Genomic DNA, 22,966 nt, shown 5'->3' on the forward strand with positions numbered 1-22,966 from the left:
AGAAAAGTACATATGTCTTCAGACCTAATTCACTTATTTAAATCATATATTACATTCATATGCACTGAAAAAGCCATTTATCAATAGAGGTATAAAATACAATGGGCTATGCTAAAAGTTAGTATACTTTCAACATAGCCCACCAAATTTTCATTATAAACTTGTAAAAAACCCTTCTGGATACTCTTCATATTGAATATTTACCATTTGCTCCCCATTTTTCTCTTCCTCTTCACGCAAATCAGATTCTTGATCCATTAAATACGTCTCAAACTTTGAATTTTGCAACTTCCCCATTGTACCACTCCTTATTTATTGAATTTTCTGATAAAAGGATTATACAATAGTTTTTTAGTAAATTGCAATAAATTATATCCATTATGCATTATAACTATAAAACCTATCACAAAATTAGATTAAAAATGCCACTGATTCTTATGATTTCTAAAACGAGTTTCCCTTTTAAAAAAAATCTGCTCATTAATAGTTATTAATTGAGCAGATTTTTATGCAAACCCAAAATTTACGAGACTGAAACTCCCGTTTTGCCATTCATATTATCGGGATGATTTCCTTTTTTATGGGATAGAAATTGAATTACAAACATCACAATAAATATTCCTAAACCTACCCAATCCGAGAATTTTTCTGGATAGATTAGTAATAGTCCTGCCGCAATCAAAATAATTCTTTCAAACCAGAAAAGTTTACGATACCAGTAGCCGATCACCCCTGCACCAATTGCCACCATTCCCGTGATAGCAGTAAATACTACCCATAAAATTTGCGGAATGGTTGTATCAATCATTAATAATGCTGGGGAGAAAACAATCATGTACGGTATAATAAATGCCGCAATCGCAAGTTTCGCTGAATTTACACCTGTTTTGATAGGGTCACCACCAGAAATACCTGATGCCGCAAACGCAGCCAGGGCTACAGGCGGTGTAATATCTGCAATAATACCAAAATAGAACACAAAGAAATGAGCAGATAGTAATACAACTACTGGCACTAATTCTTGTGGTGTATTTGGAGATAGTAATGCCACTATTGCTGGTGCAGCAATTGTCGATGTTATCACATAGTTAGCTGTTGTTGGTGCACCCATCCCAAGAATAAGCGATGCAATCATGACAAAAATAAGTGTCAAAATAATACTCCCACCAGCTAAAGCTACTAAGCTATTTGCTAAACTTAAACCTAGTCCTGTTTTTACAACGACACCCACAATAATCCCAGCACAAGCAGTAGCTGCAACGACACCTAATGCAGTTCGAGCACCTTCTACCAACGCATCAATCACATCTTTTGGTTTAAGACGCGTTTCTTTATTAAACATAGCCACACCAATCGAAATAATAATTCCATATAATGCAGCATGCATAACTGCTGTACCCGTTAGCATTAATATGATAATCGCCACAATCGGTAATAGAAGGTAAATCTTTTTAAATACCTCTTGACGATTTGGCATTTGATCGTCTCGCAGACCTTTTAGACCAACTCTTTTTGCTTCGAAATGTGTCATAATCCAAATACCTGTAAAATATAAAAGAGCAGGAATAGCTGCCGCTTTTGCTATATCCCAATACGTAATCCCTCGACCAATAAATTCAACCATTAGGAAGGCAGCAGCCCCCATAATTGGCGGCATAAGTTGGCCACCTGTCGATGCAGCTGCTTCCACAGCACCAGCAAACTCTTTTCGATAGCCTAGTTTTTTCATCATTGGAATTGTATAGGAGCCTGACGTTACTACGTTAGCTACAGAGCTTCCAGAAATCGTACCTTGAAGTGCACTTGAGAATACAGCTACCTTCGCAGGACCACCAATTAATTTTCCAGCTAGTGCAACTGCTAGATCGTTAAAATACTGGCCAACCCCTGTTTTCACAAGAAATGCCCCGAATAGTAAAAATACAAAAATAAATGTGGCTGATACACTAATCGGTGTACCGAATATCCCATCAGTTGTAAAGTACATAAGATTGACGATACTCTCCAAATCCTGTCCTCTATGCGCCATAAATGCCGGGAAATACGGGCCATAGTAAGCATAAATCAAGAAAGCGATTGCAATAATTGTAATTGGCAACCCTACAGCACGTCGAGCAGCCTCAAGAACTAGTACAACAGCTATTAGCCCAACAATAAAGTCTACCTGTGTAATGGAGCCATTGCGATTCACAAGTTCTGTATAGTTCATAGACCAATACGAACCTACTGCAATAGCTAGTAATGCTAAAATATAGTCGAACCAGGCAATTTTATGCTTGGGTGCTTTTTTTCTTGCTGGAAATAATAAGAAAATTAATGTTAAACCAAAGCCCTTTGGTTATTTTTAAGAATCTATTTAAAATTAACAAACTTAGTATAATAATGTCAATATATTTATAGTAAATTCAGACTTTTATAATTATACAAAACTACTTACCAACCATTAATTTACAGAGCTATAGCTTTATTTAATTACCCCCTTTATATCTATAATAAACTCATATTTTCTTTTTTTAATAAAATAAAATAACTATTCTAACTGTATAAATAATGAATAGAATATAAAAAACTGCATCTGAAAACAAACAGATACAGTCAGACATTGTATACTATTGAATGGCTCCACAGGCTATTCTTGCTCCAGAATTACCAGCAGGATCTGTTTTATAATCATCCGCTGATTCATGAATGACAATAGCACTTCCATCACTATCTAACAGCGAATTAGGTTGATCCTTTTGTAAAGTTAACCCCTCAGCTAAAAAGTTAAGATCCACATTGCCATCTTCACCAATTTCCAAATTTGGTAGGTCCCCTAAATGATAGCCATTAGGATTTAATTTACCATGTTTCTTGTTTGTTGGATTAAAATGGGCTCCTGCTGATTCAAATTTAGGTGGCTCACACTTTCCTACTTCATGAATATGGATACCGTGTGTACCTGGTGGTAAGCCTGTTAATGCAAGCGTCATCATAACGCCATTATCTTCCTCTTGAAGATATGCATTGCCATAGCTTTCATTGTTAGCACCAATCACTTTTGCAGTAGCTGTTAAAGGGGAAGATGCATTGACAGCTACTTTTTCCTCTTTCTTATCAAAAAAACTGCAACCCGCAACAAAAATTAGTAAAGAAAGACTCATTAAGCTTATTTTTTTCATAAAAATACCTCCTCTCTTTCTGATGATTTCCAATTTCTTCAGTACTTATGCACAATTAGTCATTTATGCTTCTATAATGGCTCCTATTTCATTGGAGCTTGAATAGGAAACTCAACCAAAATAAAAGGGATTTCCCAAAGTTCGAGAAACCCCTTCCATAATTAATTTAAGATTTTTACCGTTACTGTTTTGACACCCCACTGAAGTGCTTGTCCTTCAGTAGGAATAAATACATCGATTTTATTTCCTTTAATAGCTCCCCCTGTATCAGCAGCAATTGCTTCACCATAACCTTCCACCCAAACCTTCGTACCGAGTGGAATAACTCGTGGATCTACAGCGATTACCTTTAAATTAGGATTCGATCTTATATCTGTTCCATTGGCTGTAATTCCTGAACAGCCTTCACAATAGGCTGTATAGGCAGTAGCACGCATTGTTAATGTTTTACCAGAAACAGTTGCTGGAGCACTTGCTGGTTTTGTTTTGGCTGGTGCAGCAGGCTTAGTAGCTGTTGCAATCCCCTCGGAAGTTTTTGGCTTTGGTTTTGCAGCTGACGCTTTAATAGCTAGCGATTCACCAGCTAAAATCAAGTCTGACGCAAGGTGATTCCATTTTTTCAAATCGTCTACCGTCACATTATTAATACGAGCTATTGAAAATAAAGTATCGCCACCCTTGATGACATATTCATCCCCCAACGGTTCTTCTGCTTTTGACGTGTCTTTTACTAAGTCTTGCTCTGGGTAAAACCATAATGAATCCTTTTCATTTAATTGCTGGAACTCACCTACAGTTAAATTATAAATTTGCGGGAGTGCCCATAGTATATTACCTGGCGATTTGTCCTTAGCAAAGGAAGGACTAGCATAGAGACTCACACCAAATGTCAATACTACCGCTAAAGCTAATGCTCTTTTCTTCATGTTTAGTAATACCTCCATCATTTTATTATTTGTTGCAAATCTGTTGCTAGCACACTAGAGTTGAGCGCTCTATTATGTAAGCAACAATAAGTTTGCAAATTAATAACTCAGGACTAGCTGCCTGATATTAGGAATTATTACTATAAAAACGGAAAAATATACAATTTCAATTAATTTTTTAGTAATTTAATCAATTTATTGCGGATAAACTATAATTTAGTAGGGCTGTTTAGGCCTTTTTTATATTAGATATTTGCTATATTAAGCCGATAAAAAAGAAAAGGAGGGAATATAAAAATGGAAGTTAATTCACTTATGTCATCCCAGCTGATGGAGCTCCAACAAACAGTACAGATGAGTGTCATGCAAAATGCTCTTAATTTAAATACAACTACAGCAATTGAATTACTGAAAGAACTACCTCAGCAACAAACAGCTCCTACTCACCCATACAAAGGATCTATAATAGATATCTCAATCTGATCATACAGCCATATTTATCGAAAGGAGGTTCCTTATGTGACTCGGGTAATTGTCGTGGACGATGAGCCATTAGCTCTGGTTAGTATGGAAAAACATTTAAATGAATTTGATAACATAGAGGTCATTCGAACCTTTACTACAGCAAAGGATGTACTGAAAGAAGGACCTAACTTAGACTTTCAAGTAGCATTTTTAGACGTTGAAATGCCCGGTATGAGCGGATTAGAAATAGCACAATTGATAAAAACATGGGATAAAAATATCTGTATCATTTTTGTAACTGCCTATCGAGACTATGCTGTTCAGGCATTTGATGTACAATCTCTTGATTATTTATTAAAGCCAGTTTCAAAATCTCGCTTAGAAATGACAATTAACAGAATACAAAAGCTGTTCCAAAAAGAACTATCATCGGAGAAAACTCGAACGCATCAAAAGCCTATGCTTCAAATCAGATGCTTTGGAGAGTTTGTCGTTTCTTTTGATGAAAAAGTAATTCATTGGAGAACAATTAAAACAAAAGAGTTGTTTGCCTTTCTATTTTTACAGCTTCATATGCCAGTACCTCGTGATTATATTTTAGATTCACTTTGGAGTGATACGGATGTAAAAAAAGCCAGAGTACAATTGCATACTACTGTCTCCTACTTACGTACAACACTTTCAGCTTATGGCTACACGGATGTCATTGAATATGCGAATGGCTGCTATATTTTGAAACTAAACGATTTTCAATGTGATGCCTTTGATTTGGAGGATATCTTAAATACCAAAGCTGAAACAGGAAGATTAAATATTGAAAAAGCTGAGGAACTCATCCAAAATTACCATGGTGAGTTTATGGCAACAATGGACTATGCATGGACTACTAGTAAAGCAAATTTGATGAATAAACAATTTAGTCAACTACTTGATGAATTGATACTTTATTACTCTAAAAATCAGAATCTTAAAAACAGAGAGCGGTCATTGTTATTTGCTTTAGAGTTTAATCCGTATTCCGACAAAATCGTGCAGCAATTAATCCAACATTATACTGAAATTGGAAATCGCGCAGAAGCTATAAAAATATATCATACGTTTAATAGCCTTCTATTAACAGAATTAAATGTGTCACCATCTCAGGAAACCACAGAACTTTTTCAAAATGTCTTACAGGCACATGAAAAAGAGTACGAAACAAGCGTTTACCCCTAAGGACATATGAAAAAACATGCTAGCGTTAAGTGCTAGCATGCTTATATAGTTTAATATTATTTAACAATCATTTGTCTCATATTACTTACAATACATAAACAGTTTCTTCCAGATTGTTTAGCCTTATATAAAGCATGATCTGCAATTTCTATCAGTTGATTGGGACTCTGGACATTAGGGGTAAAAGCCGTAATTCCAGCAGACATTGTCACAGATCTCCCACACACAGTTTCTTGTAAAGCTTGTTTAATTCGGAGGCTTTCCGCTAGTTGGACTGCATCCTCTATATTCATAGAAGGTAAGATGACCATAAATTCTTCGCCGCCAAATCTAAAGCAAAAACCTTGTTCCCCGACACTGCTCTGCATAGTAATCGCAAAGGCTTTTAAAACTTCATCCCCTACAGTATGACCATATGTATCATTTATACTTTTAAAATCATCTAAATCTATTAAGATAATGGCATGTGGAACCTTATCAATAATTAATTTGTGTAAAATTTGATCCATTCTTCTGCGATTAAGAATCCCTGTTAATGAATCTAAGTTCAACTGCTCTGTTAAGTCATTGATTTTACTTTCCGAACAGATCATCATATTTTGAACATTCTTTTTCAATAAATTTACCTCATGATACCAATCAGCGATTTCCTCAATCCCTTGTACTCCTTCATCTTCTTCAATCCTTTTCGATAGCTCTTTAAGAGGCTGTATAATTTTGATAGCAAACCAAATAGCAAATCCCATAATAGTTACTATAACTATTATGATTGGGCCTAGGACTTTTTTAAAGAACAAATTGAAGGACACTATTCTTTCACCAAATAAAGTATCAACTATTTGTTGCGTATACGGCTCTAATGAATGGTCATCTGTCTTAGCATCTTGTAAATAGCTTTCCGTAATTGTCGAGACTTCCATTACATAAGTTTCTTGTACATTTGCTTTATGTTCCTTCAAAATTTCATTGAAATTCCGATAGCTAATCCAAATACTAATACTAGATGTCATGAGGACAACAATAGTTGTCACACTAATAATAAGAAACGATAACTTTAACTTGAATTTACCCACAATAGACCATTTCTCCCATTGAGATGTTTTGTCGTTAATCTTATCTATGTTTAAATTTTGATATACTTATTCAATCATCATACGTTAAACCTCTTAAAGAAAACTTAAACACTAATGATTTTTTCCTTTTTCAATTTAAAAGGAAAAAATCGATAGTACTACTAACTCCAAATTGTTCTATTTATATAGGCTTAAAGCATTCTTTTATTATCCATTATATTTTCTTTTTTCCAATTTCGTGGCATGGTAGATAGAGATTCATTAGGAGGGAAAAATTGCTGTGTTGAGAAAAGCTTCTACCCGACATCTACTTATTATTATTGCCATTTTTATAGCCCTTACTTTTCTAAGGATATTATGGTTAAACTATTTCCTCCCCTCTACACATCAGCCTAGTGCCAAAGATGGTGTGGTCAACATAAACAATTTGACTATATCGGAAGAAGTTATTTCTTTGGATGGAGGGTGGATCTATTATCCCGGACAATTTGTGAATTCTGAAAATAAGGGAGGTAACAAAGAGAGTCATAGCAATACCTATAATATACAAAATATTCCTGCATTAAAAAAAGAGCGAACAACTCAACCCTATGGCACTTATCAGTTAAGAATTCTGCTACCTAACACTTCAGATAATGATCGATATGCCATTCGTATCCCTGCTATATCAACTGCTTCAAACTTATATATAAATGGAAAGCTAGTAGGTAAATCAGGAAAAGTAGCAGATAATGCGGAAGACCATGAAGGCCAAGCTGCACCTTATACTGTTTATTTTACTAATACGCAATCTGAAATTAATCTCACACTTCATGTATCTAATTTTGATACACCTACAAGTCCTATTATTAATAAAAGGATTTTATTTGGCACTGCTTCAGCAATGACGCATCATCAATTAATTGTAGGGCTATCTCTTTCAACTATTGTAGTTATGCTAATCATATTCTCTCTTTTTAGCATACTTGTATATTTGTTCATCTATCGAAAATCTATCGTTTTACTTTTCACATTTGGTTTTCTTTTGCCCTTAGCAGATGAATTAATTACGTTTGATCGCTCCCTACTGGATTGGTTGCATCTGAATTATGTATGGTCCTATAAGCTTTCTACTATTATTTTCCTAGGAGCCTCCTTTTTCTTTGTTCAGTTTATGAGAGTCCTCTTAGTCAAATATCACAACACTAAAACATTTCAATGGATTTTTGCTTGTTATATTTTGAATGCAATACTCACGATTGTTTTACCAATGCCATGGCTGATACCTACGAAGAATATTTTCTTCGTACTTTATCTAGTATCCTTTCTTTACGTAGTGATACTGGCTCTTAGAGAGTATCTAGAAAACCAAAAAAGAAGCTCTGCTTTTATTGCACTAACAGCTATCGGCACAACAAATGGTATTATATGGGGCTTCATTAAATCTATATACGTATTCGATATTCCCGTTTATCCATTCGATTATTTATTTATCATGCTTGGTTTTTCTAGCTATTGGTTCAAACGTTTTCATGAGAACTCTCAGCAAATTCAAAACTTAGTGACAAAGCTACAACACGAGGATGCTTTAAAAGATGAATTCCTTACAAGCAATGCAGAGAAACTTTGGAGTCCAATGAATAGGATGATTACCCTAGGTCAATCCATTTATGACAACAAACAGAACAAACTTGTTACTGAAGATGAAAAAAACCTCAAACACCTAATCGATATAGGTAGAAGTATGTCCTTTACGTTAAACAACATACAGGATTTTACTCGTTTAAAAGAAGGAGATTTACATCTTCATACACAAAGTGTAAATCTTCAAGGTGCTGTTTATGGAGTTTTTGATATCCTCCGCTTTATTGCAAATGGTAAGCAAATACATATGGTATCTTTAGTACCACCAAATTTCCCAAATGTATTAGCTGACGAAAATCGCCTTATTCAAATCCTATTTAACATTTTGCATAATGCCCTAAAGTATACAGGTGAAGGCTCTATAGAAATTATTGCTCGTGAAAAACAGCATATGGCTATTATCCACATTCGTGATACTGGACAAGGAATGGACAATGTTGTACAAAGTCTTTTGTATTCTCCCTATGAACAGGGTCAGGAATATGATGAAGGCATTGGCATTGGCCTACTTATTTCAAAAAAACTGATTGAATTGCATGGTGGTACGTTAAATATACAATCTATTCCTAACAAAGGATCGAATATTTATTTTACATTACCTCTTGCAGATGAAAGCACACAAAATAAGGAATACGCAACCTTTAATGCACAAGCTAAAACTCAGCTATCCACAACAAATGAACGAGAGTTATCCATGGTGTCAGATAAGCATTTCAGGATTTTAATGATTGATGATGACCCTATGAATTTAGCAACCATGAAAAGTATATTTTCTATCTCTGAATACGAAATTACTACTGTTACAAGCAGTGAGAAAGCTCTAGCCCTCATTCAGCAAGAAGCATGGGATTTAGTAATTGTTGATGCAATGCTACCGTATATTTCAGGCTATGCTGTGATTCAAAAAATACGAAAACAATACTCATTACTGGAATTACCCATCTTATTATTGACGATAAGAAAGCACCCTGAAGATGTTTATACAGGCTTTGCCTATGGTGCTAATGATTATGTAACAAAACCTATTAATGCATTAGAGCTAAAAGTAAGAAGTCGAGCTTTAATTGATTTAAAATATAGTATTCAACAACGTCTACATCTAGAAAGTGCTTGGCTGCAATCTCAAATCCAACCACATTTCTTATTTAATACACTTAATACCATTGCCTCACTTAGTACTATTGATACAGATAGAATGATTGATTTAATGCATCACTTTGGTGAATATTTACATGCTAGCTTCGATGTCCGAAATCTTCAAAGAGTAGTACCACTACAGCATGAGCTCGATTTAGTTCGTTCGTATCTTTACATTAAACAGCAGCGATTTGGAGAATTAATTCAGATTGAATGGGATATTGATGAAACAATACAAATTGATATTCCTCCAATTTCTTTACAAACGTTAGTTGAAAATGCCATTCGACACGGTATATTAAAGAAAGAAGAAGGCGGTACTGTTTGTATTCGTATTAAAGAATTTACAACTTATGTATCCATTAGTGTGATTGATGATGGTGTGGGAATTAGCCCTACTCAATTGGAGGAATTGCAAGAAGATTACAAAGGGACAAGCTCTGGTATAGGATTAAGAAATACAAATCTACGACTTAAAAGAATTTATGGCCAACAATTACAAATTCAAAGTACTATTAATCAGGGTACAAATGTTACTTTCCATATACCTAAAGATTAAAAACAGGAGTCATTACAGTGCCAATTTGAATCTGTAGTGACTCTTTTCTCAAGTTTAAAATAACAATTTTTCTATAGATTTTTTGAAATGAGGGTACATTATACATATAGAATAAAGGAAGGATCGATAGGTATGTACAAAATATACATAATAGAAGATGATGCAAATATAGCTTCACTGATTGTCGAGCATTTAGCTAAATATCAGTTTGAATGCTTTACTGTACAACAATTTCCACACATTATTGAAGAGTTTAATACGATACAACCACACCTAGTCATTATGGATATCAATCTCCCGACTTACGATGGCTATTTTTGGTCACGGAAAATCCGTCAACTCTCAACCTGTCCCATCATCATTGTCTCTGCCAGAGTAAATGATATTGATCAAGTATATGGAATTGAAAATGGTGCCGATGACTTTATTACAAAGCCCTTTTCATTGGATGTCCTCATGGCAAAAGTAAATGGACTACTTCGGCGTACCTATGGTGAATATGCTTTAACCGAGACTTCAACCATAACAATAGCCAATACTACCTTAAATCCAGATACAGTTCGTCTTCAAACAAAAGGCAATGAGAGCCTGTTAACGCTAAAAGAAATGCAACTTAGTAAGTTATTATTCGAAGCTTACCCTAATGTAGTGCCGCGTCAAAAGCTTTTAAGTGCTATTTGGGATGATGAAACCTTTGTTGAGGAAAATACTTTGTCTGTGAATATTGGCCGATTACGTAGAAAATTTGAAACCGTACACTCTCAACTTGAGATTAAAACGATTCGTGGTCTTGGATATCAATTGGTGGAGAAAGGTAAATGAAGCTATTCTTTCGAGATCATCTTAGTATCATTATTCTCTATAGCATAAGCTTCCTCCTATTACCTTTGATTATTCATGTATTAGATGACCTATCCGCACACTATGCCTACTTTATTTTTCTTGTCAGCTTTCTGTTTATTCTGTGGCTACTTGGTCGTTATTATCGAAGAAGAAAATTTTATCATCATTTACAAAAAAGTATCCACACAGAAGATGACCTTCATTTATTTGAACCACGTGCAGCTATTGAGCAATACTATAGTAAAAAGCTAAGGCAAATACAGTATTTATTTTTAACCCAACAGCAAAGCTTGGAAGAACAAGCACATGAGAAGCAACTTGTTCTATCACATTTTGCACATCAAATGAAGACACCTTTATCTGTTATTCAATTAATCGTTCAAGCTACACCCAACAAGACCACTGATGAATTGCAGCAATGGCATACCATCAATAAAGAGTGCAATAAATTGACATTTACCCTCAATCAGTTATTAACGTATGAGCGCACATCACATTTAGTAGCTGATTTAAAAATTGAACCTATTGTTTTAAAAGGGCTCGTGCAAGAAGTCATCAATGATTTGAAGGATTTTTTTATCATAAGAGAAGTTTTTCCAAAGCTGACGTTTGCTGAAGACCAAATCATTTATTCAGATCGAAAGTGGTTAAAAATTGTACTTTATCAAGTATTAAATAACGCCATTAAATATAGTGAAATGGCAAGCACCATTCATATCGACTATGAAAATGAGGCTTTACACATAACCAATCGTGGTGAGACCATCCCTTCTAGCGAAATAGCACGAGTCTTTGATTTATTTTATACAGGTATGAAGGGGCGATCAAGTGGCGAAGCAACAGGTATAGGCTTATATCTAGTGAAAAAAATATTAACTACACTAGAGCACCCCTTCACTTTACAATCTTCTGAGCATGTCACTATTTTTTCCATTAATTTTTCAAACAGTCTTAAAAAATGAAGATGACAACTTTGTCATCTTCACGTCATCAAGAGAAATAGGTTATGTGCCGCTCCTTTTCTATACTAAAGGTATCTAATGACCATAAAGGAGTTGTTTTAATTTGGGTAACGCCATACTACAAGTAACCAATTTGCACAAGGAATATATCGGTGAGATCACCTATAAAGCGTTAAACGGTATCGATTTTCAGCTACAACAACAGGAATTTGTAGCTGTCATGGGACCTTCAGGTAGTGGGAAAACAACATTTTTAAATAGTGTATCCACTATTGATCGTCCTACCGCTGGCGATATCTTCATAAACAATCATAATCCTTACGCATTAAATGATGAGGACCTCGCCAAATTTAGACGCACTGAACTAGGTTTTGTATTTCAGGATTTTAATCTTGTGCATACATTAACAGTGAAAGAAAATATTTTATTGCCATTAACATTAGATAGCCTACCTGCTTCAAAAATGCTTCAACGTTTAAAGGATGTCGCTCAATTTCTCGGTATCGAGGAACTATTGCCGAAACGTATTTATGAAATTTCAGGTGGACAAAAACAACGAGTAGCCATCGCTCGTGCCGTTATACATGGGCCAAGTTTATTGTTAGCAGACGAGCCTACAGGAAACTTGGATTCAAAGGCTGTCAATGATGTCATGAACTTATTTTCCTCAATTAATCAAGAGCTTGATACGGCTATTCTCATGGTGACACATGATCCTTATGTAGCAAGCTTTGCCAATCGCATTATTTTTATTAAAGATGGGAAATTATATAACGAAATACATCGAGGCAACAACCGTAAGCAATTTTATCAGGAAATTATGGACACGCTTGCTTTTCTAGGTGGTGGACAGCATGAGCTTTAATCATATTGTGATTCAAAATATTTTACGTGACAAATGGACGTATGCTTCTTACTTCTTGAGTAGTATGTTTTCTATTATTATTTTCTTTCTATTTTCTGTTATCGTCTTTCATCCAAATCTGAAGAGCCTCGATCCAGACTCTACACTTGGAATTTCTTTAATGCTAGCTAGTATGCTCGTTTATTTATTCTCTTTTATTTACATTACCTATTCAATCACAGCATTTTTACGTAAGAAGACCAAGACCTTAGGAATATTTATGATTACTGGGGCTTCCATGAAGCAGATTCGTAAGCTGGTCTTCCGTGAAAATCTGTTAATTGGCATTTTAGCTATTCTGGCAGCTATCGTTCTCGGCCTTGTCATTACACCTCTTTTCTTAATGGGTGCAAAAGTCATTTTAAAGGCAGAAACATTTGGTATGTACATGCCTCTTCAAGCAATTAGTATAACCATAGGATTATTTCTGATTTTATTTGTTGTGATATCGACAGTTGTTACGAGGTTCATTAATAAAGAAGCGTCTATCCAACTCTTAAAAAGTGATACAGTTATCGAGAAATCTATTAAGCCTCATTATGGGTTATTAATACTAAGTATTTTGATGTCTGCCACTTTAGCTTGCTTGCTAAAAATCGAGCATTCCATTGTAGACACGTTAAGTGTCCTTTATTATCTGTTATTATTTATTAGCATTCTTTGTACGATTTATTTAGTTATTACACAAGGATTTCGTTTGTTTTTGAAAATATATGAAAAGTCTCCTGCCTATCTTCAAAAAACAAATATGCTTTTGGCGTCCAATTTAAATGCAAAAATGAAATCACATGCAAATATGCTGTTTCTCATTACTATCCTATTAAGCGGTGTCTTTCTATGTACAAGTATTTTATTTAGCTCTTATTACAATGTAAAAAAGACTAGTGAAGAAAATTATCCATATAGCTTTCAATATATTGCTGATCCAAAAGCTGATGACAACATGGTCAAGGCTGATCTTGATTATCTTGAAAATACTTTATCAACGGTTGAAGCTCACAAGTATTTTATTGAATTTAAATCAAACGAAGATCAACGTATTGGCTATATGCCTTTATCAAATTTTAATCTGATACAGCATCAGGAAATCAAACTAAGTAAAGATGAGTTTATTGCCGCCGCTGGTAATCGTGGTGAAGCGCCAATAATAAACACTGCCAGCGACCTGTTTATAAAGTCTTTCAAACTAGCCAGCACCCATGAGCAAAATCTGCTATCTACTGGCTTCCAACAAAGTTATTTCATTGTACCTGATGACATTTACAAAATCATTGACTACCCTGTTTATAAAACGTATATCTATGAACTGGAAGAATGGACAGCCCATACAAATTTGGCGAATACAATTACTAATAACTTACCCTCTTTACCTGGAGAACGTTATGTAACATCCAAAATTGATTTATATAACACAGAGATGTTTGTCAAAAGCGTCATGTTCTTTATCGGCTCCATGTTAAGTCTAATTTTCTTAAGTGCAGCCATGAGTATATTGTACTTCTATTTACAAACAACATTACAACAAGAGAAGGAAAAGTATATTGGTATCCGTAAGTTAGGACTTTCTAGAAATGAATTAGCTACCATTATCACTAAAGAATTGGCGATTCTTATTTTTGTACCATTCACCATAGCTATTACACTCTTGCTAATTACCCTTTTGGCTATGCGAACAATGGTTTCTACAGCATTTTTACAAGTTTCCATAGCTAGCTCTTGTTGTTTCTTTGTACTTTTCCTCATTAGCTATGTATTCATTCGAAAAAGTTATTTTAAACGCTTAGTAAGCTAAAAAAATCGCACTCCTTAAGGGTGCGATTTTTTCATAGTGTTGAAAAACAAACCAATTAATAGAATCTTTATGAAAGGTGAAAATGTTTTCTTTTAGCAAAGTTTTTCAAATAAAGTGAAGGTGTTAACTACTCATTTTAATGAGGAGTATCGTCACTCATCACTTCTCCACATTGAAAATAAAAGCCCTAATTCAAATAATGGGTTATTTGATCGCTACTGCTGATAAGGAAAAGACACTTCTGCAGAATGGTTGATTGAAGAGAAGCCAGCGTCACTCCTAAGGGATTTAGCGGCTCATCGGACGCCCCCTGGAAAGGACGCTGGCTGAACGGAAATCAACCTCTCGCCTTGTGAAAAGGGCTTTTTTGCAGATGACATTATCTTTTTTACCAAAGAACGGGCTTTGCTACCATCAGCCATAGCATAATAAGCAATAATACTATATACATCCATGTTTTACGATGCAACAGTGAAACAAATTGTAGATGATTAAATGCTGGTGTGTTAAAAGTACGCAACGTTGGTTTAAACGCTCTTGCTAGAAATACGATGGATGCAAACATCACGAGGAAGGTTAATACAATCCACGAGGTATTCCAATAATAGCCCGCATGCCACATTAACAAAATACCCGAGGCTACTAGTACATGCCCCGAATGTTTGACTAGCGTAATGGCCCCCTTAAAGGCTTCTATATATGGTGGCATGTCATCCATGGAAGCTGTACGCATTTTTTTTACAATGGTGAGCACAACGAACAAAGGCCCAATCGAAAGAATAGCACTTAAAATATGTATATAAAGAAGAAGTGTATAAATGGAAAACATGTTGTGTACTCCCCTTTTCATCAGTCCCCTTCATTATAGCATTCAAGCTGAATTTACTTTATCAGCAATTGTGAATCCTTTGTAAACACAGCTTGAATCATTGTTAAATTGTTTGAAAACCGTATAAAGAGGGTATTGTTTATAGTAACATGCACTTATAAAACAAAAAGGAGTGATTTTTATAGGAATTCACCAATTTTTTACAAGTCTTAATGATTTAGAGCGTATTATTCGTTGCCCTGGTCGCTTCAAATTTGAAGAGCACAATGTGGCAGCCCATTCTTGGAAAGTGTCACAATATGCGATGTTTTTCGCAACGTTAGAAGAAATGCACGGTGCAACAGTTGATTGGAAATCTTTATATGAAAAGACAATCAATCATGACTTTGCGGAAGTGTTTATTGGTGACATTAAGACACCAGTAAAACATGCTAGCCCAGAGTTAAAGCAAATGCTCGCACACGTGGAAGAAAAGATGATGGAAAAATTTATCATCAATGAAATCCCACAAGAATTTCAGGCTGTTTTCTTTGAACGGATGAAAGAAGGAAAGGATCATACTTTAGAGGGTCGGCTACTTGAATTTGCTGATAAACTCGACCAGTTTTACGAGGCTTTCGCAGAATTAAAGCGTGGTAATACTGACAAAGAATTTGTCTATATGTACCAATCAGCCCTTTCAAAACTCTTGGCTATTCCGCTTGAAGCGACCGTCCACTATTTCCGCACAGAAATTTTAAAGGACGCAGTAAAGGAAAAAACACATATCGATATTCAAGCATTAACAAATGAAGTATTAACATCAAACTAATAAGGTGCATGTACAAGTTTTCCGATTGAAAAATTCACGGAAGGCTTTTTTTATTTTCCACAAAAAGTCGTATAATGAGGAGAGATTGAATGGAGGGAAAGTATTGTCACAGGAATGCTCAATTATAGAAGATTTAATACCTCTTTATAAAAAACAACTGCTTCAAGCATCAACAATAGAATTTGTCGAACGGCATCTAACAACTTGTCAGCAATGTCAGCAGCTAGTAGTCAATTCATCAATTCAGAACGCATACTTACCCATGAAAAGAACATTATCCTTTTTTCATATCATATTTATTGTATTATCCTTTATGTTTGCCATTAATTCTTCCTTACTCGGCAATCAAAAGGGCTTTGTCATCTCATATGCTCTTTTCGGCTGTCTTTCTTACCTTTTCTATAAAAACATATGGATTGTTTTTATCATAAGCTCTGTGCCTGTATTCGTTTGGGCTATCATTAATAATCTTAATAATGAGCTCTATATTACAACCTTTTCTTTAACCGAAATAGGAACGCTAGTGATGGGAGCTGGCTACATCGCACTTTTACATACCATTTTCGCCTTAATTGGCGCAGCTTTTGCCATTCTATTACGTAGGGTTTTTCAATAAACAAAAAAGCACCTTGAACTTTTTTATCAAAGTTGAGGTGCATTTTGTTTGTTAGGCCTTTTTCACAAATTCTGATTTTAATTTCATGGCACCAAAGCCATCAATTTTACAGTCGATGTTATGATCGCCTTCCACTAAACGGATACTTTTTACCTTTGTCCCAATTTTTAAAGTGGAAGAACTACCCTTCACCTTTAAATCCTTAATAACAGTAACTGAATCGCCATCCGCTAACAGATTACCATTTGCATCTTTTACAATAAGTGCATCTGGTTCGTGTTCAGTTGCGTCCATACTCCATTCATGTGCACATTCTGGACATACATAGTTTGCTCCATCCTCATATGTATATTCAGAATGACATTTTGGACAATTCGGATAAGCTGCCATTTTTACTACCTCCTTTTACTTTTTACTAGGAAAATCCTCTTTATGCTCCTATCTTTACATAGTCGACCTTATTTAGCAAAGGTTGTTCGTATTTTACGTTCGCATTTGTGAAAAAAATATGAAACATCAGCACCTTTTTGAAGGTAGTACAAGATGTTTATAACGCGATTTGGAACACTTGCCCATTGACTAATTTGCCATTATCATCTTACTTGCATGTTTATCGATCATGCTTTATTATATCCATAAAGGCTGCATTGTTCGTATAATATTAAGTTTTAACCTTTAAGCTGTAAAAGGGAGTTTTATTATTGGAGTTGAAATGACGGGCCTCACACTACGGTGCATGAGGATAAGCAGGAAAACTTCTGCGAACACCCACTTTGAGGAGTGGTGGTTTAAAACTTTCTATAATAACTACGGCATACGCGGCTTTTTATACATGATTGATACAGCACCTTAGCTATTTTGGTTAAGGTGCTTTTTTATATTCTGGCTATTCTCCGCTTCTCCTTATTCAATCACTTCCTAACCATTCATAAAAAGTAAGGACAACCTTCTTGTATTTTGTATAATTCCCTCCCATTTTGCACATAGATGGAGTAACAAGGGAGGTTATGACATTGAAGAAAATAATTTATCTATTGGTTTTTACTTCACTACTGTTAGTAGCTTGTGGAAAGAGCGCTGAACCAAAGGAAGTGGCAGTCGATCAAAATACGAATGTTGAAGATATTGTAGGCGCGATTGTGAAAAACGAATTCTCTGTGGATGAGTCGAAAGACGGTATTGTCACAATTTCCATACAAGATACAGATGTAACAGAAGGATCGAAAAGCCAGATGCTAAAGGATTCTACTAAAATTTTCGCTGATTTGTCCAAATTAAAAAATGTGAAGACACCGGCTATTACTTGGTATGCTCCTCTCACTGAACCTGATGGGGACAAAACAATGACTGAGGTTTTGAATATTTATTTTAGTGAAGAGGATTTTCACAAAATAGACTGGGCCAATTATCTACAGGTCGATATCGAGTCTAGCGCTACAAATTATCATGAAGATGAGGCTTTGGAAGATTAATCACATAAAGATACCCCACATCCTATTGTGGAGTATCTTTTTTTACATATTGTTCTATAGCGTTTTCTAAAAGAGAGTGCTTTATTTTGTAGTGAGTTGCTTGCCAAATTCCTTTACCACCCTGCAGGATTATTAGTTGAGGTGATTCGTGCTTCACTTGAAGATCACAGGCAATAGCATTTGAAATTACCCGATCCATTTGTACAATGACAAGATATTTAGGCAATTTCGTTTGTAATACTTTATATTCCTTTAATGCTGAAATACTACTAATACATGTCATGCTAATTTTTAACACAAGGCAAGGTTTGAACTTCGATTGCTCCAAAACCTCACACCATTTGATTAATGTCATTATTCGTTGCATTTAGTAACCCCCTAAACAGATTATATACTACGGCGGGTATTTTAGGTTACAAAAAACACGAGACTACATACGTGCTCGTGCTTAAAATTTCCTATTTAAATGCCTTCCGTATTCATGAATACTAGACGCCAGCCATCCGGGTCTTCAATGGTTACCCCTTTTTCAGCCCAATATGGATTTTCAGGCTCAACTTCGGGATATCCCATGACCGCAAGACGTTCGGCAATATGACGAATCGTATCTCTGTTTGGGATATAAAGTACGAGTAGATTGTCCTTACTTGGTGCTGGACAAGGGCTACCGTCAATATGCTCTGTAAATTCTAAGTGATAACCTGCATTTGGAAGACCAATCATTAAACCATTATAGCCACGATGTTCTGTAAACGAACCAATTTTCTTTAATCCGACACCTTCACAGTAAAACCGTTCTACTTCCTTTAGCTGATCGGTTGGTCTTGCTACACGCACCTGTGCGACTGCTAATTCATTTGTCCATTGTTGTTCCATTGTTATGAAATCCCCTTTTAGATTATTGTAAAATAAGACCATAACGCTGAAAACAGTCCTAGGTCTGAAGTTATTGTATAAGAGCGACGCTAAAAGGAGCAGCGGTTTTCTCTTTTACTTCCTCTAAAGAAACACCATCTGCTAATTCTATCAGTTGCATGCCATCTTTCGTAAAATCAAATACAGCCAAATCTGTAATTAATCGATGTACGACACCTTTACCCGTTAGTGGAAGTTCACATTGTTTTTTAATTTTAGATTCACCATTTTTATTTACATGCTCCATGACGACAATCACTCTCTTGGCACCAACGACGAGGTCCATTGCGCCACCCATGCCCTTCACCATTTTCCCAGGAATCATCCAGTTAGCAAGATCTCCTGTTTCCGATACCTCCATACCTCCTAAGATGGCAAGGTCAATATGTCCACCGCGAATCATTGCAAATGATTCTGCACTGTCAAAGAAGGATGCTCCTGGAACTGCCGTAACTGTTTCTTTACCTGCATTGATTAAATCAGGATCTACTGCATCTTCTACTGGATAAGGACCAATACCGAGAAGTCCGTTTTCGGATTGTAAGAGTACGTCATAATCGGCTGGGATCGCATTCGCAACAAGTGTTGGAATACCTATGCCTAAATTGACATTCATACCGTTGGCTATTTCTTTTACTGCACGATTAACAATTTTTTGTCTTGTATCCATCATGCTTCCCCCTTTTTCACCGTTAAACGCTCAATACGTTTCTCGTAATTTTCACCTAATAATACACGTTGTACAAAAACCCCTGGTGTATGAATGTGATCAGGATCTAGCTCGCCTACTTCTACAATTTCCTCCACTTCAGCTATTGTAATTTTCCCTGACATAGCAGCTAATGGATTAAAATTGCGTGATGTTTTTCTATAAACTAAATTTCCTAGCTTATCGGCTTTCCATGCTTTGACCAGAGCAAAGTCAGCAACAATACCTTCTTCCAAAATATATTCTTTGCCATTAAAAACCTTCACTTCTTTTCCTTCAGCAATTGGCGTTCCAACCCCTGTAGCTGTGTAAAAACCAGGAATTCCCGCTCCACCTGCACGCAAACGCTCTGCAAGAGTTCCTTGCGGTGTCAACTCTACTTCTAGCTCACCACTTAAAAATTGTTGTTCAAAAATCTTATTTTCTCCTACATAAGAAGCAACCATTTTTTTTATTTGCTTGTTTGCTAATAGTAGACCCAATCCCCAGTCATCTACACCACAGTTGTTACTGACAACGGTTAAATCCTTTGTTCCCTGTTGCACTAATGCTGCGATTGATTTTTCGGGTATACCACATAGCCCGAAGCCACCTACAGCTAATGTATCTCCATCCTTAATATCCGCAATCGCTTCTTCAAACGAACTCCATACCTTGCCATTCCCCATCTCGAAACCTCCCTGAATTGCTCGTTTATTAAGGAAAATTCTACATCATTGCTATTTTACAAGTAAAGGAATTAATTAGAATACTACTTATTCCTATATGGAATAAATCTATTTTCCCCATTCCTACCTATCATTTCAAGTAACTGTTTTAATGCATAAGATTGATATGTATTTTTCTTCGTAATAATCCCTAAACGCCACGGCATTTCAAAATCATTTAATGGAATTATTTTCACATTGTTATTTGTTTGCTTAGCTGCAATGGAATGGGGTAACAATGTAACCCCTAAATTGGAGGATACTAACTCTACAATCAAGTCCCACTGTGAACTTTTATAGCCGATTGTAGGTGTAAAACCAACACTTTCACAGGATTTAATTATATAGTCGTGAAGCGTGAACTCCTCTGCAAAGATAATGAACGTTTCATTTTTTAAATCTTGTAAAGCTATGGATTTCTGGTGTGCATAGGGGTGAGATTCATTCATAAAGACATAAAACTGGTCTTCTATAAAGGATTGAACAGCAAACTTCCTTTCATCTACTGGTAATACAACGATGCCCATATCAACATCTCCATTTTCAACTAACATTTCTACCATTTTTGCACCACGTTCGATAAGTGCTAAATGTACTTCAGGATATAGCTGATGAAATCCCCTAGCGATTTCAGGGAAAAATAATGTTCCAATTAAAGGTGGAATCCCTAACTTGATAGCACCTGTTTTAATATTTAATAAATCGTCTAGCAAAATATGTAGTTCTTGAACAGCATGCATTATTTTTTGCCCTTGATTATAAACAATACTACCTGCATCAGTAAGTTCTACATTACGCGTTGATCTGTTCAACAAATCAACTTGTAATGATTGTTCTAATTTTTTAATACTTTTGCTTAATGAAGGCTGAGATACAAAGGAATCATGTGCAGCCTTTGTAAAACTCCTATGCTCAACAACAGCCATAAAGGCTTTTAAATCTCTTAATTCCATCACTATCTTCTCCATATATTTGTATTTGTTATAAAAGCAACTACAAGTACTACCCTTCAGCAATAAATTCTCCATCCTTTCTTTTTAATCCTTTGCAATGGGTTGAACTATAAAATTTAGATATTTTCACCCCTGCCATTATACGCATCTTTTCGACTTTTGGAGAGTTTTTTGAGAGTTATATGACCTACAATCAATTATAAATATTGTCATAATTTATCAAAGATTGGAGATGTAACAGATGTTGAAGCAATTGCTTGAAAATCGAATAGTTAATAGGCATTATTTAGGTCTTACATTTCAGCAACATGTTTATGAATTAAAGAACTGTGAGGAAGTTTTAGGAGTGAAAGCAAAATCGCTACATATTGAGAATCGTCATATTGCTGTTGGCTATATTGCTGATGACAGTATTTTCTTTAAAAGTGCTCATTTCGGAAATACTATGGTCACTTTAACAGATGGAATTCATCAAGCAATTATTCAGCTATTTGTACAACATTCTGGTGAAATCTGCATTGAGGTAAAGCCTTATATTAAACATGCCAACATCGTGCCTGTTTATTTTCGCACAATTCTAGCTGATACAGCCATCGCCATTGACCTAAAAGGCGCGTTAAAAAAATTTCTAGTAACTCATCATTATATGATTGAAGCAGATACGATCATGGAAGTTCATTATCAATCCATGCATCCCTATGTGCTCAAGAATTCTTACGCTGGGCATTTTGTTTTAGGATGTACCCCCGATGGTAGACAGGTAACAGGAGCCGAGGAGTATACATTAGCTAACCGTATAGCTAATTTAAAGTTTTCTCACATTATTATTCAGCAACAAGGCAGACCAAAATTAATTGCTTTAAATATATTATTAACCTTTGTTATTACGAATAAAATTTTTGTTACTAACGAACTTTCTATGTAACGAATCGGATAGAGGATTTTACGATGTTATTTTCATTTATTTCATTGATTGTCATCATACTAGTTGCTTTATTTGTTATAAAATCTTTTTCTTTCTATAAAAAACGTGCAGAAAAGAAAAAATTTTTACAAGAAAGACTTAAAAATCTTCTACTGACAAATATAAGCCAACCTAAATAGAAATTTTTCAAAGAGAGAAACGACCCTATCTTAATAACTACCAACAAAAAATACACCACCTTTGGTAGTGACCCCTTAAAGTTAGAGTTTTAGTTATGCAGCTAATTGGCTGGCATGAGTTCGGTATTTTACCGGGCTCATACCGGCCAGTTTTTGTTTAATTCGTTCATTATTGTAGTAATCGATATAC

General features: G+C 35.3%; 23 protein-coding genes, 1 other RNA gene and 1 pseudogene. 12 read left to right on the plus strand and 13 right to left on the minus strand.

The features are described from left to right. Positions 1–153 precede the first annotated feature (153 nt). The 4 genes and pseudogenes from JIN86_RS12695 to JIN86_RS12710 form a co-directional block, all read right to left on the minus strand. A complete protein-coding gene (locus JIN86_RS12695; RefSeq protein WP_004229777.1) occupies positions 154–297 on the minus strand; it encodes a hypothetical protein in 144 nt (47 codons plus the stop codon). Between the two features lie 226 nt (positions 298–523). Continuing rightward, positions 524–2,332 (minus strand): annotated as a pseudogene (locus JIN86_RS12700) (TRAP transporter permease); the annotation flags it as partial. Between the two features lie 277 nt (positions 2,333–2,609). Next, positions 2,610–3,161 carry a superoxide dismutase family protein gene (locus JIN86_RS12705; protein WP_009371790.1) on the minus strand — a complete coding sequence of 184 codons (552 nt, stop codon included), beginning with the start codon at positions 3,159–3,161 and terminating at the stop codon, positions 2,610–2,612. A 161-nt stretch (positions 3,162–3,322) separates the two neighbouring features. Then, complete coding sequence (locus tag JIN86_RS12710) at positions 3,323–4,087, minus strand: 3D domain-containing protein (protein ID WP_004229795.1); 765 nt, start codon at positions 4,085–4,087, stop codon at positions 3,323–3,325. Between the two features lie 297 nt (positions 4,088–4,384). On the opposite strand from JIN86_RS12710, the gene JIN86_RS12715 reads away from it, so the two are divergent. Together JIN86_RS12715 and JIN86_RS23970 are read left to right on the plus strand one after the other, a co-directional pair. Continuing rightward, positions 4,385–4,570 (plus strand): putative motility protein, encoded by a 186-nt coding sequence (locus JIN86_RS12715; protein ID WP_004229797.1) that lies wholly within the window; start codon positions 4,385–4,387, stop codon positions 4,568–4,570. A gap of 36 nt (positions 4,571–4,606) precedes the next feature. Then, positions 4,607–5,767, plus strand: coding sequence for a response regulator (locus JIN86_RS23970; RefSeq protein ID WP_009371788.1), 1,161 nt, complete (start codon positions 4,607–4,609; stop codon positions 5,765–5,767). A 56-nt stretch (positions 5,768–5,823) separates the two neighbouring features. Here JIN86_RS23970 and JIN86_RS12725 read toward each other — a convergent pair whose 3' ends face one another. Beyond that, a complete protein-coding gene (locus tag JIN86_RS12725) occupies positions 5,824–6,840 on the minus strand; it encodes a GGDEF domain-containing protein (protein ID WP_202342082.1) in 1,017 nt (338 codons plus the stop codon). 280 nt (positions 6,841–7,120) lie between these two features. Here JIN86_RS12725 and JIN86_RS12730 point away from each other — a divergent pair, with 280 nt between their 5' ends. The 5 genes from JIN86_RS12730 to JIN86_RS12750 all read left to right on the plus strand — a co-directional run bounded on the left by JIN86_RS12730 (position 7,121) and on the right by JIN86_RS12750 (position 14,660). After that, a complete protein-coding gene (locus JIN86_RS12730; RefSeq protein WP_202342083.1) occupies positions 7,121–10,159 on the plus strand; it encodes a hybrid sensor histidine kinase/response regulator in 3,039 nt (1,012 codons plus the stop codon). 132 nt (positions 10,160–10,291) lie between these two features. Next, a complete protein-coding gene (locus tag JIN86_RS12735) occupies positions 10,292–10,981 on the plus strand; it encodes a response regulator transcription factor (protein WP_004229805.1) in 690 nt (229 codons plus the stop codon). Beyond that, entirely contained in the window at positions 10,978–11,964 is a 987-nt protein-coding gene (locus JIN86_RS12740; protein ID WP_202342084.1) for a sensor histidine kinase, read from the plus strand. Before JIN86_RS12735 ends, JIN86_RS12740 begins: the two co-directional genes overlap by 4 nt. Positions 11,965–12,067: 103 nt before the next feature. Beyond that, positions 12,068–12,829, plus strand: a complete 762-nt coding sequence (locus JIN86_RS12745) for an ABC transporter ATP-binding protein (protein ID WP_004229809.1) — start codon at positions 12,068–12,070, stop codon at positions 12,827–12,829. Next, the gene (locus JIN86_RS12750; RefSeq protein WP_202342085.1) at positions 12,819–14,660 is read left to right on the plus strand and encodes an FtsX-like permease family protein; all 1,842 of its coding nucleotides are present in this window, start codon (positions 12,819–12,821) and stop codon (positions 14,658–14,660) included. Before JIN86_RS12745 ends, JIN86_RS12750 begins: the two co-directional genes overlap by 11 nt. Positions 14,661–15,048: 388 nt before the next feature. On the opposite strand, the gene JIN86_RS12755 is transcribed toward JIN86_RS12750, so the two are convergent. Continuing rightward, complete coding sequence (locus JIN86_RS12755; RefSeq protein ID WP_004229811.1) at positions 15,049–15,489, minus strand: hypothetical protein; 441 nt, start codon at positions 15,487–15,489, stop codon at positions 15,049–15,051. 172 nt (positions 15,490–15,661) lie between these two features. Between JIN86_RS12755 and JIN86_RS12760 the strand changes: the two genes are divergently transcribed. Together JIN86_RS12760 and JIN86_RS12765 are read left to right on the plus strand one after the other, a co-directional pair. After that, positions 15,662–16,300 (plus strand): YfbR-like 5'-deoxynucleotidase, encoded by a 639-nt coding sequence (locus tag JIN86_RS12760; protein ID WP_004229813.1) that lies wholly within the window; start codon positions 15,662–15,664, stop codon positions 16,298–16,300. A 103-nt stretch (positions 16,301–16,403) separates the two neighbouring features. Then, positions 16,404–16,916 (plus strand): zf-HC2 domain-containing protein, encoded by a 513-nt coding sequence (locus JIN86_RS12765; protein WP_202342086.1) that lies wholly within the window; start codon positions 16,404–16,406, stop codon positions 16,914–16,916. A gap of 51 nt (positions 16,917–16,967) precedes the next feature. Here JIN86_RS12765 and JIN86_RS12770 read toward each other — a convergent pair whose 3' ends face one another. Continuing rightward, entirely contained in the window at positions 16,968–17,306 is a 339-nt protein-coding gene (locus JIN86_RS12770; RefSeq protein WP_004229817.1) for a zinc ribbon domain-containing protein YjdM, read from the minus strand. A gap of 246 nt (positions 17,307–17,552) precedes the next feature. Between JIN86_RS12770 and ssrS the strand changes: the two genes are divergently transcribed. Next, positions 17,553–17,745: non-coding RNA, 6S RNA (gene ssrS / locus JIN86_RS12775), on the plus strand. A gap of 178 nt (positions 17,746–17,923) precedes the next feature. Next, positions 17,924–18,388 carry a hypothetical protein gene (locus tag JIN86_RS12780; protein ID WP_225340620.1) on the plus strand — a complete coding sequence of 155 codons (465 nt, stop codon included), beginning with the start codon at positions 17,924–17,926 and terminating at the stop codon, positions 18,386–18,388. A gap of 22 nt (positions 18,389–18,410) precedes the next feature. Here the strand turns inward: JIN86_RS12780 and JIN86_RS12785 are convergent, their stop codons facing one another. The 5 genes from JIN86_RS12785 to JIN86_RS12805 form a co-directional block, all read right to left on the minus strand. Continuing rightward, positions 18,411–18,755: a monothiol bacilliredoxin BrxC family protein gene (locus JIN86_RS12785; protein ID WP_004229822.1), complete on the minus strand. Its 345-nt coding sequence runs from the start codon at positions 18,753–18,755 to the stop codon at positions 18,411–18,413. Positions 18,756–18,850: 95 nt separating this feature from the next. After that, the gene (locus JIN86_RS12790; protein WP_004229824.1) at positions 18,851–19,264 is read right to left on the minus strand and encodes a VOC family protein; all 414 of its coding nucleotides are present in this window, start codon (positions 19,262–19,264) and stop codon (positions 18,851–18,853) included. A gap of 70 nt (positions 19,265–19,334) precedes the next feature. After that, positions 19,335–19,976, minus strand: coding sequence for a 3-oxoacid CoA-transferase subunit B (locus JIN86_RS12795; protein ID WP_081456923.1), 642 nt, complete (start codon positions 19,974–19,976; stop codon positions 19,335–19,337). Then, positions 19,973–20,680: a CoA transferase subunit A gene (locus JIN86_RS12800; protein ID WP_202342087.1), complete on the minus strand. Its 708-nt coding sequence runs from the start codon at positions 20,678–20,680 to the stop codon at positions 19,973–19,975. Before JIN86_RS12800 ends, JIN86_RS12795 begins: the two co-directional genes overlap by 4 nt. Positions 20,681–20,763: 83 nt before the next feature. Beyond that, positions 20,764–21,672 (minus strand): LysR family transcriptional regulator, encoded by a 909-nt coding sequence (locus JIN86_RS12805; RefSeq protein ID WP_009371775.1) that lies wholly within the window; start codon positions 21,670–21,672, stop codon positions 20,764–20,766. Between the two features lie 241 nt (positions 21,673–21,913). On the opposite strand from JIN86_RS12805, the gene JIN86_RS12810 reads away from it, so the two are divergent. Next, positions 21,914–22,597 (plus strand): hypothetical protein, encoded by a 684-nt coding sequence (locus JIN86_RS12810; RefSeq protein WP_004229831.1) that lies wholly within the window; start codon positions 21,914–21,916, stop codon positions 22,595–22,597. Positions 22,598–22,869: 272 nt separating this feature from the next. Here the strand turns inward: JIN86_RS12810 and JIN86_RS12815 are convergent, their stop codons facing one another. Next, the gene (locus JIN86_RS12815; protein ID WP_370568678.1) at positions 22,870–22,962 is read right to left on the minus strand and encodes an IS3 family transposase; all 93 of its coding nucleotides are present in this window, start codon (positions 22,960–22,962) and stop codon (positions 22,870–22,872) included. Positions 22,963–22,966 lie beyond the last annotated feature (4 nt).

Origin of the sequence: Lysinibacillus sp. HST-98 (assembly GCF_016757845.1) — a bacterium.
Lineage (GTDB): Bacteria > Bacillota > Bacilli > Bacillales_A > Planococcaceae > Lysinibacillus > Lysinibacillus capsici.

Bases quoted from the DNA above. Each gene is read 5' to 3' on its own strand.
- JIN86_RS12800 (WP_202342087.1), bottom strand. From the start codon at position 20,680: ATGGGGAATGGCAAGGTATGGAGTTCGTTTGAAGAAGCGATTGCGGAT.
- JIN86_RS12805 (WP_009371775.1), bottom strand. From the start codon at position 21,672: ATGGAATTAAGAGATTTAAAAGCCTTTATGGCTGTTGTTGAGCATAGG.
- JIN86_RS12710 (WP_004229795.1), bottom strand. From the start codon at position 4,087: ATGAAGAAAAGAGCATTAGCTTTAGCGGTAGTATTGACATTTGGTGTG.
- JIN86_RS12795 (WP_081456923.1), bottom strand. From the start codon at position 19,976: ATGATGGATACAAGACAAAAAATTGTTAATCGTGCAGTAAAAGAAATA.
- JIN86_RS12695 (WP_004229777.1), bottom strand. From the start codon at position 297: ATGGGGAAGTTGCAAAATTCAAAGTTTGAGACGTATTTAATGGATCAA.
- JIN86_RS12715 (WP_004229797.1), top strand. From the start codon at position 4,385: ATGGAAGTTAATTCACTTATGTCATCCCAGCTGATGGAGCTCCAACAA.
- JIN86_RS12740 (WP_202342084.1), top strand. From the start codon at position 10,978: ATGAAGCTATTCTTTCGAGATCATCTTAGTATCATTATTCTCTATAGC.
- JIN86_RS12755 (WP_004229811.1), bottom strand. From the start codon at position 15,489: ATGTTTTCCATTTATACACTTCTTCTTTATATACATATTTTAAGTGCT.
- JIN86_RS12790 (WP_004229824.1), bottom strand. From the start codon at position 19,264: ATGGAACAACAATGGACAAATGAATTAGCAGTCGCACAGGTGCGTGTA.
- JIN86_RS12810 (WP_004229831.1), top strand. From the start codon at position 21,914: ATGTTGAAGCAATTGCTTGAAAATCGAATAGTTAATAGGCATTATTTA.
- JIN86_RS12705 (WP_009371790.1), bottom strand. From the start codon at position 3,161: ATGAAAAAAATAAGCTTAATGAGTCTTTCTTTACTAATTTTTGTTGCG.
- JIN86_RS12770 (WP_004229817.1), bottom strand. From the start codon at position 17,306: ATGGCAGCTTATCCGAATTGTCCAAAATGTCATTCTGAATATACATAT.
- JIN86_RS12785 (WP_004229822.1), bottom strand. From the start codon at position 18,755: ATGCAACGAATAATGACATTAATCAAATGGTGTGAGGTTTTGGAGCAA.
- JIN86_RS12735 (WP_004229805.1), top strand. From the start codon at position 10,292: ATGTACAAAATATACATAATAGAAGATGATGCAAATATAGCTTCACTG.
- JIN86_RS12750 (WP_202342085.1), top strand. From the start codon at position 12,819: ATGAGCTTTAATCATATTGTGATTCAAAATATTTTACGTGACAAATGG.
- JIN86_RS12780 (WP_225340620.1), top strand. From the start codon at position 17,924: ATGACATTGAAGAAAATAATTTATCTATTGGTTTTTACTTCACTACTG.